The following is a 15,956-nucleotide window of genomic DNA, read 5'->3' as shown; positions in this document are numbered from 1 at the left end:
TTCTTAGCTGGCCGATTGAACTGACTTTCCGACTGCGCTTGGTCTGGAGGCCTTGGCCGCCTCGGGCTCCAGATTGAGAAAAATACTCGCGAGCAGATCCGCCCATTTCCGCTGCCCGGCTGCGCCGGCGATCTCGTCGTTGCGGATTTCGATCATCGCGCAAAGCAGCCCGCGCGAGCGCGCATGGCGTTCCAGCGTGAAATAGACCCGGTCGGCCGGCGAATAGGGTTCATTGACGCCGACGGTGACGCCGGCAAGCCGCTGCAGCGCCGCGATCAGCGGCGCCGCCAGCCGGCGATCCTCATCATGGATGATGCCGATGTGCCACGGCCGGCTTTTGCCTTTATAGAGCGGCGTGAAGGAATGGATCGAGACCAGCCTGGTGTCCCGCCCGGCCGCCTGGCGTTCGTCGATGATCGTCGCGATCCGCTCGTGAAACGGTCGCCACGCCAGCGCGATGCGCGCCTCCCGCTGGTCGGCCGAAAGTCCCTGGTTGGCCGGGACCACGGTTTTTTCGCTGGCGCTGACCGTCACTATCAGGTCCGGCGCGTCGAGCGGCCGGTTGCAGTCGATGACGAGCCGCGAGATGCAGGTCTCGACCAGCGTCGCATCGAGTGCCTCGGCCATGCGGCGCGCCACCGGCAAGGCGCCGGGATCCCAGGCGATGTGGCGGGAAAGATCCTCGGCGGCAAGGCCGAGCGTTCCGAATTCCGGTGGCAGGAAATTGGAGGCGTGGTCGCAGGTCAGCACGAAGGGGCTCGATCCGCCGGGGTTCGTCACCCTTACGGTTTCAGGCGATGCAAGGCTGGCGGGCCGTGCTGTCTCCATTGTCTGCTGTCCCCGGGGAGCGCTGTATCGTATGTTACGTATTTTGCCTCATTGCGTCCCTGCGGATGATTTCATACAGTTTGGCCGGCTTTGTCAAACGCGATTTCGATAATGCGGTAACGGCACGGCCAGGGTGGGGAAAAACATGGTTTCCAGCATTGCCGAACTGATCTCCGACCGCATCGGCGCCATGCCGGCCGGCGAGCGGCGCGCTGCACAAACACTGATCGCCAGCTATCCGCTGATCGGGCTGAAGACGGTCGCCGAATTCTCGGCTGCCGCCGGCGTGTCGTCGCCGACGATCCTGCGTTTCGTCGCCCGGCTCGGCTTCCAGAACTATCCGGAATTCCAGTCGACGCTGCAAGACGAGCTGGCGGCGCAATTGCAGTCGCCGGCCTCGCGCACGCTCAATCCGCCATCGCAGGGCGCCAGCGCCGTCTCGCCGATGCTGGAGGCGACGCTCGACAATATGCGCGAGACATTCCGGCATCTCTCGGACAAGCAGCTTGCCGACATCGTCGCCAAGCTTGCCGACCGGCGCGGCAAGACATTCCTGATCGGCGGCCGCTTCACCGATCCGCTGGCGCGCTATATGGCGGCCCACCTTGCTATCATCAAACCCAACGTCTTCCATCTGGCCGGCCAGGAAAGCGTCTGGCGCGACCGGCTGATCGACATGGGCAAGCGAGACGTGCTGGTGATCTTCGACATCAGGCGCTATCAGGACAGCCTCGTCCGCTTTGCCGAGACCGCCAACCAGCGCGGCGTGCAGATCGTGCTGTTTACCGACCAGTGGCTGTCGCCGATCGCTCGCTTTGCCCGCCATGTCATCGCCGGGCGCACCGCCGTGCCTTCGGCCTGGGACTCATCCGCCGCCCTTTTCGTCGTTGCCGAAGCGCTGATCGGCGCCGTTACAAGGCAGCTCGAGGCCGACGGCGCCAAACGCATCCGCGAGCTGGAAAGCCTGCGGTAGCGCAGGCTTTTGGAAAAGCACGCTCCTGGCCGTGCCTAGTCAACCAAAAAACTGACCATCTGCAGGATCAGGATCAGCAACAAAACGCCAAAGGCAGACGCCAAAACAGCTGCCAGCAGGACGATGCGTTGTTTCTTACCCACAGCTCCCCCGGGAAAGCATAGCTCCAGTCCACGAACGAATGTCAGTCCTGCCCTATCGCTCGGCCACCGTCCCACGTCATCAAGACCCGCCTGCGGCTTGGCGGAGGAGTAATGACGACTTGCTTCACGCGCGAAATGAACCGCTGGGGCCAAGGTGCTCGCTTAGAGGGACGGCTGCATCATTCATCCGACCCATGTCACGGCCGAATGACCACCTTGCCGTTCGGGCTTAACCATTTCAGCCGCAAACCGTGCCATTGCCCCAATCCGGATACTTTAGCCGTGGCAAGGATAATCGTAGTTCGGCTAGCCTTGTCGAGGCGAAGCCGCTCCTTGAACCATCAGTCAAACAGCGGTGAACTGCGCGGAGGAAATCGATGAGCTATCTGGACGAGCTGTTCTCAGTCGCCGGCAAGACGGCGCTGGTCACCGGCGCCGCGACCGGCATCGGGCGCATGGCGGCGACCGCTCTGGTCAAGGCCGGCGCCACCGTGATGATCGCCTCGCGCAAGGGCGAGGATTGCGTCGGGGTAGCCGGCGAGTTGAACGGCCTTGGCGCGCCCGGCAGGGCGGAAGGTTTTGCCGGCGACGTCTCCAGCGAGGCCGGCATTGCGGCGCTTGTGGCCGAGGTCAGGGCGCGGACCGAGCGGCTGCATATCCTGGTCAACAATGCCGGCATCTCCTGGGGGGCGCCGCTGGAAAGCTTTCCCTACCATGCCTGGGCCAAGGTGTTCGGCGTCAATGTGACCGCGGTCTTCCACCTGACGCGCGAGTTGCTGCCACTGCTCGAGGCCGCCGCCAGCGATGCCGACCCGGCCCGGGTGATCAACCTCGGATCGGTGATGGGCACGCAGCCTTTGGCCGAAGATGCCTACTCCTACTCGGCCTCGAAGGCCGCGGTTCACCACCTGACGCGCATCCTGGCGATCGAATTCGCCGCCCGCCGCATCACGGTCAACGCCTTTGCGCCTGGCCCTTTCCGGAGCCGGATGACGGCCTTCGCTACCGGCACCGAAGACCAGGCAAGACATGTCGGCAATCATGTTCCGATCGGCCGCATCGGCGCACCGGATGACATTGCCGGCGCAACGCTCTATTTGTGCAGCAGGGCCGGCAGCTATGTCACCGGCGCCATCCTGCCGATCGATGGCGGGCAGTCGGTGCAACACGGGCTGACATTGTTCAAGGAATGAGACGCACGCCATCCGGCGAGTGAAATGCCGGGGGTGAAGATGGAGGACATCAGCGTGGAACCGATCAGTCTCGATGTGCTTCTGGCCAACGTCGGCAAGGAAGTCGGCGTGTCGCCATGGCGGGTCGTCACCCAGCGCATGATCGACCAGTTCGCCGATGCCACCGACGACCATCAGTTCATCCATTGCGATCCGGAACGCGCCAGCCGCGAAACGCCGTTCGGCGGCACCATCGCGCATGGCTTCCTGTCGCTTTCGCTGTTGTCGGCGATGACCTTCGAAACCATGCCGCCGCTGGAAAACAGCAAGATGGGCGTCAATCACGGCTTCGATTCGCTGCGCTTCCTGGCGCCGGTGAAGACCGGCTCGCGCATCCGCACCCGTTTCGTGCTGGCCGACGTCAAGGTCAGGCCGTCGGGGTGGGTGCAGACGGCGCACGACGTGACGATCGAGATCGAGGGCTCGAAAAAACCGGCGCTGACCGCGCGCTGGCTGACGCTGACGCTGATCGAACGCCAACCGGAAGCGGTTTGACTGGCATCCAAGCCGGGGAACCTAAATCTGTTTGGCTTCGGCCGCGACATACTTCATATGGCGGCTGACCTGCAGCCCAATGTAGACGACCAGTGAGCAGCCGATTGGGAACACGATCTCGTTGAGGCCGGTTGCGATCGCCTGCGGCAGTGCGAGAGCAGCGTCATTTGCCGCGGCCGTGTCGATGGTCAGCACCGTGGTGCTGCCGCCGAATACCGCGCCTATCAGGACGCCTGCCAGCGCGAAATGGAGCGGACGCGGTTCTTCCTTCGATGCCAGCGACGCCAGTATCCAGCCGAGCAGCCTGTATTCGATCGCCCGCAGTACACCCAGGGTCGTGAGCGACAGGATGGCCGGCTTTGCCGCCGCGTCCAGCGCGCTGACCATGACCTTTTGCGTCCCTTTGGCGATGCCCATCGCCAGTGGCGCTGAAATCGCGCTGATCAAGCCGCCGAGCGAGGCTCGCACCTTGGTGAGTGCCGTGCCGAGGCTGACGCCGGCGCAGACGAAGAACGACCAGGTCACGCCTTGCGCCAGTTCGATCAGAACCTGCGTCGTCGCGGGGTAGGCACCTGCCGCAAATCTGACGGTCAGAATGAGAGCTTCCATGGCAAAGCCGAGCGCGATCGCCAGCCATGCGACCATGACGACGCGCCTGAGCGCCATCCTGGCGCGATGGGAAAGCGGGTCCACGTCCGGCACGCCGGACGAAAGCTCAGTTCCGGTCATAACGCCTCTCGAAACGAAATTCTTGCAGAGCCGCGAATTAGTCTTTGTCTGTAACAGTCCGATGTTGCCGTCTTTATTGCCGGGTTACATGGGTATTGCGACAGTCAACCTTCTGCTTGGTGCCACCCTTGCCCGACGCCGTACAGCGTATATATGCTGCATCCAGCCATCGGTCATAAGGCAGTAGAAAGTTGCAGCTAAGCGTCCAGGAGCGCCGCGAAAAACAAAAGGCCGAACTGCGTTCCGAACTTGTCGACGCCGCGCACAAGCTTGTCCAGGAAGAAGGCTATGGCGGCCTCACCATCCGCAAGCTCGCCAAGCGCGTTGGCTATGCGCCGATGTCGGTCTATTCCTATTTCGCCGACAAGCAGGACATCCTGTTCGCGCTGGCCGAGGATGCCTTCGAGACCTTGGCCAGGCGCATCGCAAACCATACGGCCGACGACCCGATCGAGGCGCTCAAGGCGGTGCTTGTCGAATACGCCGCCTTTGGGCTGGAAAATCCCAACGAATACCGCACCGTCTTCATGACCGAAAAAGTCAGGCCGCCAGCCGGAAAGACCTTCGCCGAAATGGAGAGCGGCAACCCGGCGATGAAAGTGCTGATCGCGAGGGTCGAAGCCTGCGTTGCCGCCGGCAGGCTCAGAGGCGATCCACGCGCCATCGCCACCATGCTGTGGGCGGTCGGCCACGGCGCCATCTCGCTGCTGATCACCTTCCCGTTCTACCCGTTCGGCGACCAGACGACGTTCATCACACGGATCGGCGACATCATGCTCGAAGCCATCGCCGCGCACGAGATTGCGCCGCTCACGCCGGTCAACTGCTGAAGAGCGGCGCTCCTCCCGATCTGCAGGATCTTCTCCAAACGTTCTGCGCTGCGGCGCCGAGCGTTCGGCAATTCTCCGTACGCGTACGATTTTGCTTGAACACCGGGAGTCAAGGGCGTATCTGTACGCAGTTCCGTACACGTACGAGAAATTCAATAGCTGAACCGGAGACCGACGATGAAGAAGGCAGTCCTCACGCTCGCCGCCCTGCTGGCGCTCTCTGGCGCCGCATTTGCCGGCAGCAGTCAGCCAGCCAAGCAAGAAGCGGCCTGCATCGACACCAAGACCGGTGCTAAGCTCGATTGCGCGCCGACCGGATCGCTTGAAAAGGCGGACGCCGCGGCCCACAAGGCCGGCAGCAAGGGCCCGAGGCTCGGCATCGGCATCGACCCGTGGATCGTGCCAAGCAGCTTCTGAGCCGGTCGGGCGACAATACGCGGTGAGGAACCGAAATGGCGGCAGGAATTTCCGGCCGCCGATCTTGTCTGCTTCAGCCCTGCTTTATCGCGGCGTGCAGATCACTTCTTACGCTTCTGTCCCGCCACGTTTTTACGCTTGCCGGGTCTTGCCGGTGCGCCGGGAATGGCCGTTCCGGTGATCGACACCGGATCGCTGGCCGGGAATGTATCCTCGAGGCCTTCCTCGAGTTCCTCTTCGATATCCGTCCCAGTGCGCTGCTCGTCTTCAAAAGAGCGCACGGCCGGCGTCTTGACCGGCGACTTCGGCGCGGAGTTCGGCGGCATTTGCATTCTCCCTCGGCTCGCTGTCGCAGAACGGTCAGGCGCGGCGAACATGCCTATGCTGCCGCGTCGCGCGCTGCCTCGGACAGAAAAGTAAAGACATAATCGGAAAAGGAACGCCAGCATTCGACGCGGAACGCGTCGGCCGCCGTGCGCAACAGCACAATTTCGACCTTGCCGAGAATGCTACGCGACGCCGCCCCGACCGGAAAGGCGTCGAGCGACAGATCCTGCGGGCAGCCGGCATTGATCGTCGCCGCGGCAGCCGGACCGATAACCGATATGGCGACGTTGCGGTGCGAGATGCCGACCGCCGAATGCAGTACGGAAATGCTGGCGCAGTCGGCGAGCGGATCTTTTCCGTTCTCGTCGATGACCAGCCATTCGTCCGGCCCGAGCCACAAGGCCGTGCGTCCGGCCTTTACCGCCGAGGTCTTCGGCCTTTGCGGCAGGACGACACCGAGCGCTTTCGAAAGTGCCGCAATCGAGGCTTCCGGCGCGCGCAGCGATATGCGCTCGGCCGGCGGCAGCACGGCAAGTGTAACGCCGGCGGCGGAAAGCGACTGGCCGGCGAGAGCCGGACGGCGTTCGACTGAGGGTCCGGCGGCGCCGGTTTTCACGGCGGCCTTAGCCATTGAGGCGCTCCCCCTTCTCGTCGAAGAACACCATGCCGGTGACCTCCACCTCGATCACCCCGTTCGGCATCGGCACATAGAGCGTCTCGCCCGTGCGATCGCGGCCGCCGGCGACCAGCCCCAGCGCGATCGAGCGGCCGCAATTTTGCGACCAATAGCTCGACGTGACATGGCCAATCATCTTCATCGGGATTGCCTGCTTCGGGTCCGCGACGATCTGCGCGCCCTCCTCCAGCACCACCTTGGGATCCCTGGTCTTCAGGCCGACAAGCTGCTTGCGGCCCTTGGCGACCAGATCCGGCCGCGCCAGGCCGCGAATGCCGACGAAGTCGGTCTTCTTCTTGCCGACCGCCCAGTCGAGCCCGGCGTCGTTCGGCGTCACCGTGCCGTCGGTATCCTGGCCGACGATGATGTAGCCCTTTTCGGCGCGCAGCACATGCATAGACTCTGTGCCATAGGCACAGGCGCCATGCTTCTGGCCCTCGGCCCACAACGCTTCCCAGACCGCTTCGCCGTAGTCGGCCGGCACGTTGACCTCGAAGCCGCGCTCACCGCTGAACGACATGCGAAACAGCCTGGTCGGCACGCCGCAAATCCGGCCTTCGCGCACCGACATATGCGGCAGCGCCTCATCCGACATGTCGATGCCCTCGACCAGCGGCGCAATGATGTCGCGAGACTTCGGTCCCTGCACGGCAATCACCGCCCATTGCTCGGTGATCGAGGTCAGCCAGACGTTGAGATGTGGGAACTCGGTCTGGAGATAGTCTTCCATATGGTTCATGACCCGCGGCGCACCGCCGGTCGTCGTCGTCACATGGAAACGGTCGGGTGCAAGCCTGCCGACGACACCGTCGTCATAGATGAAGCCGTCCTCGCGCAGCATGATGCCGTAACGGCAGCGGCCGGGCTCAAGCTTTTCCCATGGATTGGTGTAGAGCAGTTCCATGAATTTAGCCGCATCCGGCCCGACCACCTCGATCTTGCCCAGCGTCGAGGCGTCAAACAGGCCGGCTGTCTTGCGCACCGTGACGCATTCGCGGTCGACGGCGGCATGTATGTCCTCGCCCGGCTTCGGGAAATACCAGGCGCGCTTCCACTGACCGACATCCTCGAATACAGCGCCCTGGCGCTCGGCCCAGGGATGGATCGCCGTCTTGCGGGTCGGGTCGAACAGGGGACCCCGCGCATGCCCGACGATCGAGCCGAATGTCACCGGCGTGTAGGGCGCCCGGAACGTCGTCAGCCCGACCTGCGGGATCGGCTTGCCCAACGTCTCGGCGGCAATCGCCAGGCCGTGCATATTGGAGGTCTTGCCCTGGTCGGTCGCCATGCCATTGGTGGTGAAGCGTTTGACGTGCTCGATCGAGCGCATGCCCTCATGCACTGCCTGGCGGATGTCCTTGGCGGTGACGTCGTTCTGGAAGTCGACGAACGCCTTCACCGTCGTGTCGGCGCCGGCACCGGGTGCGGCACCCAGCATGCCGCGCGACCAGCTTTCGCCGGCGTCGATCTTCGGCTTGGTGCCCTTGGCCGGCTTGCCGCCGGCGTCTTTGGCCGCCTTGGCGCCGGCGGCGTAGGCTTCGTCGATGGTCGCCGACAGCCCGTCGGTGCCGTTGCAGGCGCCGACCGAGACGCAGTCCTGCGCATAAATTCCGGGCACAAAGCGCTTGGTCTCGTCATTGAAGGCGACCTTGCCGCGTGATTGCGAGAACAGGTGCACCGACGGCGTCCAGCCGGCCGACATCAAGATCGCGTCCACCGGAATGGTGCGTTCGCCGCCGCCATTCTTCGGCTGCACGGTCATCGACGACACCCGCAATTTGCCGCCGGCCCGGATCACCGCGCGGCCGAAATTGACCTCGATGCCGAGCGCCCTCGCCTCGTCGATCACCGGCCCGGTCGGGTTGTCGCGCAGATCGATGATCGCCGCCACGTTGATGCCGGCCTTTTTCAGGTCGATCGCCGCCGCGTAGGCGGAATCGTTTGCCGTATAGACGCCGACATTCCTGCCGACGGCGACGCCGTAATGGTTGAGATAGGTGCGCGCCGCCGACGCCAGCATGATGCCGGGGCGGTCGTTTTCGGCAAATACCATGTGGCGCTCGATGGCGCCGGTCGCCAGCACCACCCGTTTGGCACGAACCTGCCACAGCCGCTCGCGCGGCAGGTCGCGGCCGGGGTTCTGCAGATGGTCGCTGACGCGCTCGACCAGCCCGACGAAATTCTGCGCGTAATAGCCGAACGCCGTGGTGCGCGGCAGCACGCGGACATTGTCCATCGACTTCAACTTGGCGACGGCGGACTGCGCCCAGGCAAAACCGTCCTGGCCATCGATACTGGCGCCGCTCTCGAAATGAAGGCTGCCGCCGAATTCCGCCTGCTCGTCGGCAAGGATGACACGCGCCCCGGTTTCAGCCGCGGCCAATGCCGCGGCGATACCCGCGGCACCGCCGCCCAGCACCAGCACATCGCAGTGGGCGAAGCGCGCCGAATAATGGTCGGGGTCCGGCTGGTCGGGAGCGACGCCAAGGCCGGCGGCGGCCCTAATCTTGGGTTCGTAGAGGTTTTTCCACGCGGTCTTCGGCCACATGAACGTCTTGTAGTAGAAGCCGGCCGAAAGCATCGGCGAGGCGATACTGCTGACGGCGCCGACGTCGAAGGCGAGCGACGGCCAGCGGTTCTGTGACTGCGCGGTCAGCCCGTCATAGAGCTCCTGCACCGTAGCTCGGACGTTCGGCGTCTTGCGTGCCGCGTCGCGCTTGATCTCGACCAGCGCGTTCGGCTCTTCGGCGCCGGCCGACAGGAAGCCGCGCGGCCTGTGGTACTTGAACGAGCGGCCGACAAGATGGACGCCATTGGCAAGCAGCGCCGAGGCCAGCGTGTCGCCCTCGATACCGGTATAGGGACGGCCATCGAAGCTGAAGCCAGCTATCTTTGCCTGTTTGAGCCGCCCGGCGCCAGCAATGCGGAATGTCGCGCTCATTTTGCGGCTCCCGGCAGCTTCGTGGGCTTCGGCTCGCCGGCCTTGTAGGTCATCAGGAACCTGTCGCTGACGGTGTCGCGCACCGCGTTGAAGAACCGCGCGCAGCCGTGCATGTGCCGCCAGCGCTCATAGATGATCCCCTTGGGATTTGAGCGGATGAAGAAGAACTTTTCGAAATCGTCGTCGCTCTCCCCGGCGATGTTGGGGGAACGCGCAATATGCGCCTCGCCGGCGTTGCGGAACTCGAGCTCCGGACGCTCTTCCTCGCAATAGGGGCAGCGGATGAGAAGCATGGTTGGTCCTACAATTCGCCGTGGCCGACGCGGGCGCCGGCCGGTTGGTCGCAAAGCCTCTGGCCCAAGGTCACGAAGGGCGCGACGAGCCGGATGCGCTCCTCGATGCTTGCCGCAGGGCTGAAGAGGTCGCGGTTGGCCATGTTGCCGATCGTCAGCAGGACCGGATCGACCGTGACGATGACGACGCGCGGCTCGAACGGCTCGTCGTCGTCCAAGTCCGCCGGCCGGCCTTCAAGAAACGAGACGACCCTTTGTCCGCCGCTCCAGACGCAGGCCAGAATGCCGTCGTCGACGGAAAACGGCCATTCGGTCTCGTTTTCGGCGCGGCTGATCGGCTGCGTGCGCACCTCGTCCGGCGACGGAAAATGGAACAGGCCTTGCTCGCCGGCGAGCATCAGCGGCATGGCGACGGCCATCTCGGTCATCATCAGTGCGCCACCGCTGCCGCCGCCGCCTCGTCGATGAGGCGGCCGGTGCGGAAGCGCTCGATGGTGAAGGGCGCGTTAATCGGGTGCGGATCGTCCCTGGCGATGGTATGGGCAAAGACATGGCCCGAACCCGGCGTCGCCTTGAAACCGCCCGTGCCCCAGCCGCAATTGACATAGAGGCCGGGCACCGGCGTCTTGGCCAGGATCGGCGAACGGTCCGGCGTCACGTCGACGATGCCGCCCCATGAGCGCAGCATCTTCATCCGCGTGAAGATCGGGAACATCTCGCAGATCGCATCGAGCGTATGTTGCAAAATGTGCAGCCCGCCGGTCTGCGAATAGGAGACATACTGGTCGGTGCCGGCGCCGATTACCAGTTCGCCCTTGTCGGATTGCGAGATATAGGCATGTACCGTGTTCGACATGACTACGCAGGGCACCACCGGCTTGACCGGCTCCGACACCAGCGCCTGCAGCGGATAGCTTTCCAGCGGCATACGCACGCCGGCCATGTTCATGATCACCGAGGAGTGGCCGGCGGCGACCACGCCGACCTTCCTGCCGCCGATGAAGCCGCGCGTCGTCTCGACGCCCGTGACCGCGCCGTTCGGCGCCCGCTTGACGCCGGTGACCTCGCAATTCTGGATGATGTGGACGCCGCGCGCCGAGGCGCCGCGCGCATAGCCCCAGGCGACCGCATCGTGACGCGCCGTGCCGCCGCGGCGCTGCAGGGAGGCGCCCATCACCGGATAGCGCGCATTGCGCGAAATGTTGAGCGGCGGGCAGAATTCCTTGGCCTGCTCCGGCGTCAGCCATTCATTGTCGATGCCGTTCAGCCGGTTGGCATGGACGTGGCGCTTCAGCACCTGGATGTCGTGGATGTTATGGGCCAGCATCATGACGCCGCGCGGCGAATACATGACGTTGTAGTTGAGTTCCTGGCTGAGCCCGTCCCACAGCTTCAGCGCGTGGTCGTAGATGCCGGCGCTCTCGTCGTAGAGATAGTTCGAGCGGATAATGGTGGTGTTGCGGCCGGTATTGCCGCCGCCGAGCCAGCCTTTTTCCAATACCGCGACGTTGGTGATGCCGTGCACGGTGGCGAGATAATAGGCGGTGGCCAGGCCGTGGCCGCCGGCGCCGACGATGATGACGTCGTACTCCTTCTTCGGCTCCGGCGAGGACCACTGCTCCTCCCAACCCTTATGGCCGCGCATGGCCTCGCGGGCGATGGCGAATACCGAGTATTTCTTCAACGTCGCAGGCCTCGCAAATGACGGCCGGGCAGATCAGCCAACCCCGGCGCGCGAGCTTGTATCACTAGCGAAACGGCGCTGCCAGCCTTGCACTGTTTGCGACGGCGCTTGCCGTTTTGCGCCATGGTGGAGAAGAGGCATGCGGGCAGGTTGATGCAATTGCCTTCGAGCGCTATCCGTTGACTGACGATCGGAGGATTATGGCGGTGGGTAACGTCTGGTGGAATCTGACATTGCGCTTCCTGCTGGAGCTCGCCGCTTTGCTCGGCCTCGGCATGGCGGGCTGGAGCCTCTCAGCGGGCATGTGGCGTTGGATCCTTGCCGTGGCATTGCCGTTCGGCGCCGCCGCGCTCTGGGGAATCTTCGCGGTGCCGAACGATCCGAGCCGCTCGGGGCGGGCGCCGGTTCCGGTGCCGGGCGGTTTGCGGCTGGTGCTCGAACTCGTCATCCTGTTCGGCGGCGCTGCCGGATTCCACCTGGCCGGTTGCACGACAGCCGGCATAGCCGTCGCACTGCTGATCGCCGTCAGCTACGCATTTTCGCTCGATCGGCTCGGCTGGCTGCTTAGGCAATAGTCCAGGCCGACACGACCTCGCAGGTATCGGGTGGCTCGCGCCGCCTCGATTTGCGACCAAGCATCCCGATTGCCGGCAAGGGCCGGCGCGAAAAGGATGCAGGAAAATGCTCACACTTGCCAACAAAGTTGCCCTCGTCACAGGCGCCAGTTCCGGGATCGGCCGCGCCACGGCCAAGCTGTTTGCGGAGGAAGGCGCCAAGGTGGTCGTCGCTGCCCGCCGCAAGGCGGAGCTTGACGCGCTCGTTGCCGAAATCGAAGACGCCGACGGCACCGCCATCGCCCTTGCCGGCGATGTCCGCGACGAAGCCTACGCGAAGGCCCTGGTCGACCTCGCGGTCGAGAAATTCGGCGGGCTGGACATCGCCTTCAACAATGCCGGTTCGGTCGGCAAGACAGGGCCGGTTTCGGAGCTGTCGCTGGAGGGCTGGCGCGAGACGCTCGACACCAACCTGACCAGCGCCTTTCTCGGCGCAAAATATCAGGTGCCGGCGATGGTCGACCGCGGCGGCGGATCGCTGATCTTCACCTCCACCTTTGTCGGCCACACGGTCGGCATGCCCGGCATGACCAGCTATGCCGCGAGCAAGGCCGGACTGATCGGATTGACGCAGGTGCTGGCCGCCGAATATGGCGCTAGGGGCGTCCGGGTCAACGCGCTGTTGCCGGGCGGCACCGACACGCCTTCGGCAACGTTCAAGACCCCTGAATCGCGAGCCTTCGTCGAAAACCTGCATGCCTTGAAGCGCGTCGCCGAGCCTGACGAGATTGCCCGCTCGGCGCTCTATCTGGCTTCCGATGCATCGAGCTTCACCACCGGCACGGCGTTGTTCGCCGACGGCGGCGTCTCGATCACCCGCACGTGAAGCGTTTCGCGGTCGGCGTAGGCCCGCCAGCCGCAATGCCTGAAAACCGGTCTTGCTTTTCCCGGCGATTTGACGATTCCGTCTTCTCCTCGAAAACGGGTTGGAAACATGCTGCTGATCAGGACCTATATCGCTGCAAGCGCAATCGAAGGCGTCGGCGTGTTCGCCGCCGAGCCGATCCGGAAAGGGGCGCAGATCTGGCGGCTCGATCCGGATTTCGACCGGCTGATCCCGGTGGAAAGATACGAGACGGCGCCGCCGCACCTCAAGGAATTGCTCGACAGATATGCCTATCCCAGTCCGGACCGGCCGGGCTTCATGGTCTATGAGGTCGACAATGGCCGCTTCATGAACCACGCCGACAAACCGAACACCGACTTTTCGCAATATGGCGGGGCCACTGCGACCCGCGACATCGCCGCCGGCGAGGAGATAACCTGCGACTACGGCGAGTTCTTCGAGGGTTTCGAGCAGCTCCACCTGGCCACGGCGTAGCGTCGCCTATCTGGCCCAAGGCGAATTTTGTTCTTGCTTTGTGCCGGCAGCTATGCTAGTAATCTCCTATGGTGCTGATTCAGACCAACGACCCGCCGCTGAGGCGGGTTTTTCGTTTCGGGGTCGGCACCACCTCTCAATCGGCAGTGGACAGAGCGCCTTGATTCTGCTATCAGCCGCCCCAATTCGTGGTGTAACGCGCCGCGGAGGCTTGTGGCTATGGCCGCTTGCCTATTGATTTCAAACCCGAAAGACAGGATTGCCCGTGCAGGTACTCGTCCGCGACAACAATGTTGATCAGGCGCTTCGCGCGCTCAAGAAAAAGATGCAGCGCGAAGGCATCTTCCGCGAAATGAAGATGCGCGGACATTACGAGAAGCCCTCCGAGAAGCGCGCCCGTGAAAAGGCGGAAGCCGTCCGCCGCGCCCGCAAGCTGGCCCGCAAGCGTGCCCAGCGCGAAGGCCTGCTGCCGATGACGCCGCGTCCGGTCGCGGCCGGTGCTGCCGGTGCCGGTGCCCCGCGTCCGCCGCGGTTCTAACGCCAATTTTTCGTCCTTTTCCAAGGATATCCAGGGTGGCGCGATGCGGAATCGCCGCCACCTTTTTGTTGTGATTTAGACCCGGTCCGAAAGGACCGGTTGGGAGAGATGCCGGTTCGGAGGGGGAACGGACCAGACGGCGCAGTAAGGACAGGGCAGACATGGACGCAATTACCGTAGAGCGCAGAACCGCGTGGCGCGGCCTCGCCCTGACGGCAGCCCTGCTTTCCGGGATGGCGCTTGCCAGCTGCCAGAGCGTTCCGACCGGCGAGTTCAACAACATCGACAAGGCGCAAGCCTCGAGCGAGAACATCTCCTCGCTGTCGGCGGTGATCCAGCGCAACCCCCAGGATCCGGAAGCCTACAATGTGCGCGGCTCGGCCTATGGCCGTGGCGGCCAGTACCAGGCGGCGCTGAAGGACTTCAACACCGCCATCCAGCTCAATCCGAATTTTTACCAGGCCTATTCGAATCGCGCGCTCATCCAGCGCTTCCTCGGCGATCAGGCGAGCGCGCTTGCCGACTACAACCGCTCGATCCAGATCAATCCCAACTATGACGCCGCCTATATCGGCCGCGGCAATCTCTACCGCAGGGCCGGCCGGGTGCAGGAAGCCTTCAACGATTTCCAGAAGGCCATCCAGCTCGACACGACCGACGCGCGCGCCTATCACAATCGCGGCCTGATCTACCAGAGCCAGGGCCAGCACGCCTTTGCCATCGAGGACTTCTCGACCGCCATTTCGTTGGCGCCGGACGCCTCCGAGCCCTACAATGGACGCGGCCTCTCCTACCTGGCCATGAACGACGAGGACAATGCCTTCGCCGACTTCAACATGGCCATCAAGCTCGACGGCAAGAACGCCGAGGCCTGGTCCAACCAGGCGTTGATCTACGAGCGGCGCGGCGACAAGGCCAGGGCCGCAAAATCCTACCGCGAGGCCGTGCACCTCAATCCGACCTACCAGCCGGCCAAGGACGGCCTGGCCCGCACCAGCACCGGCTGAGCGGCCGGTTAATCGGCCGGCCCTTTCCGCGCCCCGACAACCCTGCGTTTACCCTTGCCTTGCTGGCGCCAGGTTTTCGGCGGAACGCTCGGCGTGCTCAGCCGTTTGTACAAGGTAATTTCGAAAGGACCCTGCCATGATCAAGAAACTCGCTTGTGCCGCCGCTCTCGCGACGACCGTCGTTGCCGCTCCCGCCAGCGCCAGCAAGCTCCAGCTCGGCGTGCTCGACTGCACCATCGACGGCGGCACGGCCTATCTCGTCACCTCCAACAAGGGTGTTTCCTGTGTCTTTCGTCCACATCGTGGCGGCCCCTCCGAAGTCTATACCGGGGTGATTTCCAAGCTCGGCGTCGATGTCGGCCGGACGCATCAGGGCCAGCTGGTATGGGCGGTTCTGGCGGCGACCCGCAACCACGATGAAGGCGACCTTGCCGGCAGCTACTATGGCGTGAACGCCGAGGCCAGCGTGGTCACCGGTGGCGGCGCCAATCTCCTGGTCGGCGGCCTCGACAGCGCCTTTTCGCTGCAGCCGCTCAGTGTCCAGGCACAGACGGGCGTCAACCTGGCGGTCGCCGTCACCTCGCTGGATCTGATCCACTCGTTGAAATAGCGGCGTAGCATGGCTCCCGAGCGGCGGGGAGCGCAGGTGTCGGCCTGCGAATAGCTGCCGAAGGCTTATAGTTTCCGGCAGGCCCACTCCGCGGAGGATGGGCCGCCGTGATGTTCAAAGTTGCGGCGCTCGAAGATCACGTCTTCGGTCTGACCAGAATCTCAACGCCTCGTGATCGTCCCCATCGCACAACTTTGAAATCCGCCACGTCAACGGCGATCAAAGCCGCTTGATCTCAACTGCGGTTGAGGTTCTAGAAGTCCTCCCATACTGCGGCATGTACTCACTTGGACGTGAA

Annotated in this window: 20 protein-coding genes; 11 read left to right on the top strand and 9 right to left on the bottom strand. The window is 63.9% G+C overall.

Going from position 1 to position 15,956, the window contains the following annotated elements; genetic code table 11:
- Positions 1 to 3: 3 nt before the first annotated feature.
- Positions 4 to 828 (bottom strand): N-formylglutamate amidohydrolase, encoded by an 825-nt coding sequence (locus NKJ12_RS11555; RefSeq protein WP_352506374.1) that lies wholly within the window; start codon positions 826 to 828, stop codon positions 4 to 6.
- A gap of 145 nt (positions 829 to 973) precedes the next feature.
- On the opposite strand from NKJ12_RS11555, the gene NKJ12_RS11550 reads away from it, so the two are divergent.
- Positions 974 to 1,801 (top strand): MurR/RpiR family transcriptional regulator, encoded by an 828-nt coding sequence (locus NKJ12_RS11550; RefSeq protein ID WP_254816889.1) that lies wholly within the window; start codon positions 974 to 976, stop codon positions 1,799 to 1,801.
- A gap of 35 nt (positions 1,802 to 1,836) precedes the next feature.
- Here the strand turns inward: NKJ12_RS11550 and NKJ12_RS11545 are convergent, their stop codons facing one another.
- Positions 1,837 to 2,097, bottom strand: a complete 261-nt coding sequence (locus NKJ12_RS11545; RefSeq protein WP_352702741.1) for a hypothetical protein — start codon at positions 2,095 to 2,097, stop codon at positions 1,837 to 1,839.
- A gap of 224 nt (positions 2,098 to 2,321) precedes the next feature.
- On the opposite strand from NKJ12_RS11545, the gene NKJ12_RS11540 reads away from it, so the two are divergent.
- Entirely contained in the window at positions 2,322 to 3,137 is an 816-nt protein-coding gene (locus NKJ12_RS11540; protein ID WP_352506375.1) for an SDR family oxidoreductase, read from the top strand.
- Between the two features lie 39 nt (positions 3,138 to 3,176).
- The gene (locus NKJ12_RS11535) at positions 3,177 to 3,671 is read left to right on the top strand and encodes a MaoC family dehydratase (protein ID WP_031211357.1); all 495 of its coding nucleotides are present in this window, start codon (positions 3,177 to 3,179) and stop codon (positions 3,669 to 3,671) included.
- Positions 3,672 to 3,692: 21 nt separating this feature from the next.
- Here the strand turns inward: NKJ12_RS11535 and NKJ12_RS11530 are convergent, their stop codons facing one another.
- Positions 3,693 to 4,400, bottom strand: a complete 708-nt coding sequence (locus NKJ12_RS11530) for a hypothetical protein (protein WP_352702740.1) — start codon at positions 4,398 to 4,400, stop codon at positions 3,693 to 3,695.
- Between the two features lie 191 nt (positions 4,401 to 4,591).
- On the opposite strand from NKJ12_RS11530, the gene NKJ12_RS11525 reads away from it, so the two are divergent.
- Together NKJ12_RS11525 and NKJ12_RS11520 are read left to right on the top strand one after the other, a co-directional pair.
- The gene (locus tag NKJ12_RS11525; protein ID WP_352506377.1) at positions 4,592 to 5,230 is read left to right on the top strand and encodes a TetR/AcrR family transcriptional regulator; all 639 of its coding nucleotides are present in this window, start codon (positions 4,592 to 4,594) and stop codon (positions 5,228 to 5,230) included.
- A 177-nt stretch (positions 5,231 to 5,407) separates the two neighbouring features.
- Complete coding sequence (locus NKJ12_RS11520) at positions 5,408 to 5,647, top strand: DUF680 domain-containing protein (RefSeq protein WP_352506378.1); 240 nt, start codon at positions 5,408 to 5,410, stop codon at positions 5,645 to 5,647.
- A gap of 101 nt (positions 5,648 to 5,748) precedes the next feature.
- Here the strand turns inward: NKJ12_RS11520 and NKJ12_RS11515 are convergent, their stop codons facing one another.
- Genes NKJ12_RS11515 through NKJ12_RS11490 form a run of 6 tightly spaced genes read right to left on the bottom strand, consistent with a single transcriptional unit; the run spans position 5,749 to position 11,568 of the window.
- Positions 5,749 to 5,973, bottom strand: coding sequence for a hypothetical protein (locus NKJ12_RS11515; protein ID WP_352506379.1), 225 nt, complete (start codon positions 5,971 to 5,973; stop codon positions 5,749 to 5,751).
- Between the two features lie 53 nt (positions 5,974 to 6,026).
- The gene (locus NKJ12_RS11510) at positions 6,027 to 6,605 is read right to left on the bottom strand and encodes a sarcosine oxidase subunit gamma (RefSeq protein ID WP_352506380.1); all 579 of its coding nucleotides are present in this window, start codon (positions 6,603 to 6,605) and stop codon (positions 6,027 to 6,029) included.
- Positions 6,598 to 9,591 carry a sarcosine oxidase subunit alpha gene (locus NKJ12_RS11505; RefSeq protein WP_352702739.1) on the bottom strand — a complete coding sequence of 998 codons (2,994 nt, stop codon included), beginning with the start codon at positions 9,589 to 9,591 and terminating at the stop codon, positions 6,598 to 6,600. The genes NKJ12_RS11510 and NKJ12_RS11505 overlap by 8 nt, the downstream gene beginning before the upstream one ends.
- Positions 9,588 to 9,884 carry a sarcosine oxidase subunit delta gene (locus NKJ12_RS11500; protein ID WP_292519105.1) on the bottom strand — a complete coding sequence of 99 codons (297 nt, stop codon included), beginning with the start codon at positions 9,882 to 9,884 and terminating at the stop codon, positions 9,588 to 9,590. Before NKJ12_RS11500 ends, NKJ12_RS11505 begins: the two co-directional genes overlap by 4 nt.
- Before the next feature lie 8 nt (positions 9,885 to 9,892).
- Positions 9,893 to 10,315, bottom strand: a complete 423-nt coding sequence (locus tag NKJ12_RS11495) for a hypothetical protein (protein ID WP_352702738.1) — start codon at positions 10,313 to 10,315, stop codon at positions 9,893 to 9,895.
- A complete protein-coding gene (locus NKJ12_RS11490) occupies positions 10,315 to 11,568 on the bottom strand; it encodes a sarcosine oxidase subunit beta (RefSeq protein ID WP_352702735.1) in 1,254 nt (417 codons plus the stop codon). Before NKJ12_RS11490 ends, NKJ12_RS11495 begins: the two co-directional genes overlap by 1 nt.
- A gap of 200 nt (positions 11,569 to 11,768) precedes the next feature.
- On the opposite strand from NKJ12_RS11490, the gene NKJ12_RS11485 reads away from it, so the two are divergent.
- From NKJ12_RS11485 to NKJ12_RS11460, 6 genes are all read left to right on the top strand, one after another.
- Positions 11,769 to 12,143, top strand: a complete 375-nt coding sequence (locus NKJ12_RS11485; RefSeq protein ID WP_352478142.1) for a YrdB family protein — start codon at positions 11,769 to 11,771, stop codon at positions 12,141 to 12,143.
- A gap of 106 nt (positions 12,144 to 12,249) precedes the next feature.
- Complete coding sequence (locus tag NKJ12_RS11480) at positions 12,250 to 13,008, top strand: SDR family oxidoreductase (RefSeq protein ID WP_352702733.1); 759 nt, start codon at positions 12,250 to 12,252, stop codon at positions 13,006 to 13,008.
- A gap of 108 nt (positions 13,009 to 13,116) precedes the next feature.
- The gene (locus NKJ12_RS11475) at positions 13,117 to 13,503 is read left to right on the top strand and encodes an SET domain-containing protein (RefSeq protein ID WP_254816877.1); all 387 of its coding nucleotides are present in this window, start codon (positions 13,117 to 13,119) and stop codon (positions 13,501 to 13,503) included.
- 265 nt (positions 13,504 to 13,768) lie between these two features.
- Positions 13,769 to 14,041, top strand: a complete 273-nt coding sequence (gene rpsU, locus NKJ12_RS11470; protein ID WP_023675331.1) for a 30S ribosomal protein S21 — start codon at positions 13,769 to 13,771, stop codon at positions 14,039 to 14,041.
- Positions 14,042 to 14,202: 161 nt separating this feature from the next.
- Positions 14,203 to 15,048, top strand: coding sequence for a tetratricopeptide repeat protein (locus tag NKJ12_RS11465; protein ID WP_254816876.1), 846 nt, complete (start codon positions 14,203 to 14,205; stop codon positions 15,046 to 15,048).
- Positions 15,049 to 15,184: 136 nt separating this feature from the next.
- Entirely contained in the window at positions 15,185 to 15,658 is a 474-nt protein-coding gene (locus NKJ12_RS11460) for a DUF992 domain-containing protein (RefSeq protein WP_254816875.1), read from the top strand.
- Positions 15,659 to 15,956: the final 298 nt, after the last annotated feature.

The organism is Mesorhizobium sp. M0195 (genome assembly GCF_040322115.1).
Lineage (GTDB): Bacteria > Pseudomonadota > Alphaproteobacteria > Rhizobiales > Rhizobiaceae > Mesorhizobium.
The sequence above is the reverse complement of the archived record's forward strand: the minus strand, read 5'-3'. Positions and strand labels throughout refer to the sequence as shown.

Excerpts from the sequence above, each read along its gene's own strand:
- NKJ12_RS11555 (WP_352506374.1), bottom strand. The coding sequence starts at position 828 with ATGGAGACAGCACGGCCCGCCAGCCTTGCATCGCCTGAAACCGTAAGG.
- NKJ12_RS11550 (WP_254816889.1), top strand. The coding sequence starts at position 974 with ATGGTTTCCAGCATTGCCGAACTGATCTCCGACCGCATCGGCGCCATG.
- NKJ12_RS11540 (WP_352506375.1), top strand. The coding sequence starts at position 2,322 with ATGAGCTATCTGGACGAGCTGTTCTCAGTCGCCGGCAAGACGGCGCTG.
- NKJ12_RS11535 (WP_031211357.1), top strand. The coding sequence starts at position 3,177 with ATGGAGGACATCAGCGTGGAACCGATCAGTCTCGATGTGCTTCTGGCC.
- NKJ12_RS11530 (WP_352702740.1), bottom strand. The coding sequence starts at position 4,400 with ATGACCGGAACTGAGCTTTCGTCCGGCGTGCCGGACGTGGACCCGCTT.
- NKJ12_RS11520 (WP_352506378.1), top strand. The coding sequence starts at position 5,408 with ATGAAGAAGGCAGTCCTCACGCTCGCCGCCCTGCTGGCGCTCTCTGGC.
- NKJ12_RS11515 (WP_352506379.1), bottom strand. The coding sequence starts at position 5,973 with ATGCCGCCGAACTCCGCGCCGAAGTCGCCGGTCAAGACGCCGGCCGTG.
- NKJ12_RS11510 (WP_352506380.1), bottom strand. The coding sequence starts at position 6,605 with ATGGCTAAGGCCGCCGTGAAAACCGGCGCCGCCGGACCCTCAGTCGAA.
- NKJ12_RS11505 (WP_352702739.1), bottom strand. The coding sequence starts at position 9,591 with ATGAGCGCGACATTCCGCATTGCTGGCGCCGGGCGGCTCAAACAGGCA.
- NKJ12_RS11500 (WP_292519105.1), bottom strand. The coding sequence starts at position 9,884 with ATGCTTCTCATCCGCTGCCCCTATTGCGAGGAAGAGCGTCCGGAGCTC.
- NKJ12_RS11495 (WP_352702738.1), bottom strand. The coding sequence starts at position 10,315 with ATGATGACCGAGATGGCCGTCGCCATGCCGCTGATGCTCGCCGGCGAG.
- NKJ12_RS11485 (WP_352478142.1), top strand. The coding sequence starts at position 11,769 with ATGGCGGTGGGTAACGTCTGGTGGAATCTGACATTGCGCTTCCTGCTG.
- NKJ12_RS11480 (WP_352702733.1), top strand. The coding sequence starts at position 12,250 with ATGCTCACACTTGCCAACAAAGTTGCCCTCGTCACAGGCGCCAGTTCC.
- NKJ12_RS11475 (WP_254816877.1), top strand. The coding sequence starts at position 13,117 with ATGCTGCTGATCAGGACCTATATCGCTGCAAGCGCAATCGAAGGCGTC.
- NKJ12_RS11465 (WP_254816876.1), top strand. The coding sequence starts at position 14,203 with ATGGACGCAATTACCGTAGAGCGCAGAACCGCGTGGCGCGGCCTCGCC.
- NKJ12_RS11460 (WP_254816875.1), top strand. The coding sequence starts at position 15,185 with ATGATCAAGAAACTCGCTTGTGCCGCCGCTCTCGCGACGACCGTCGTT.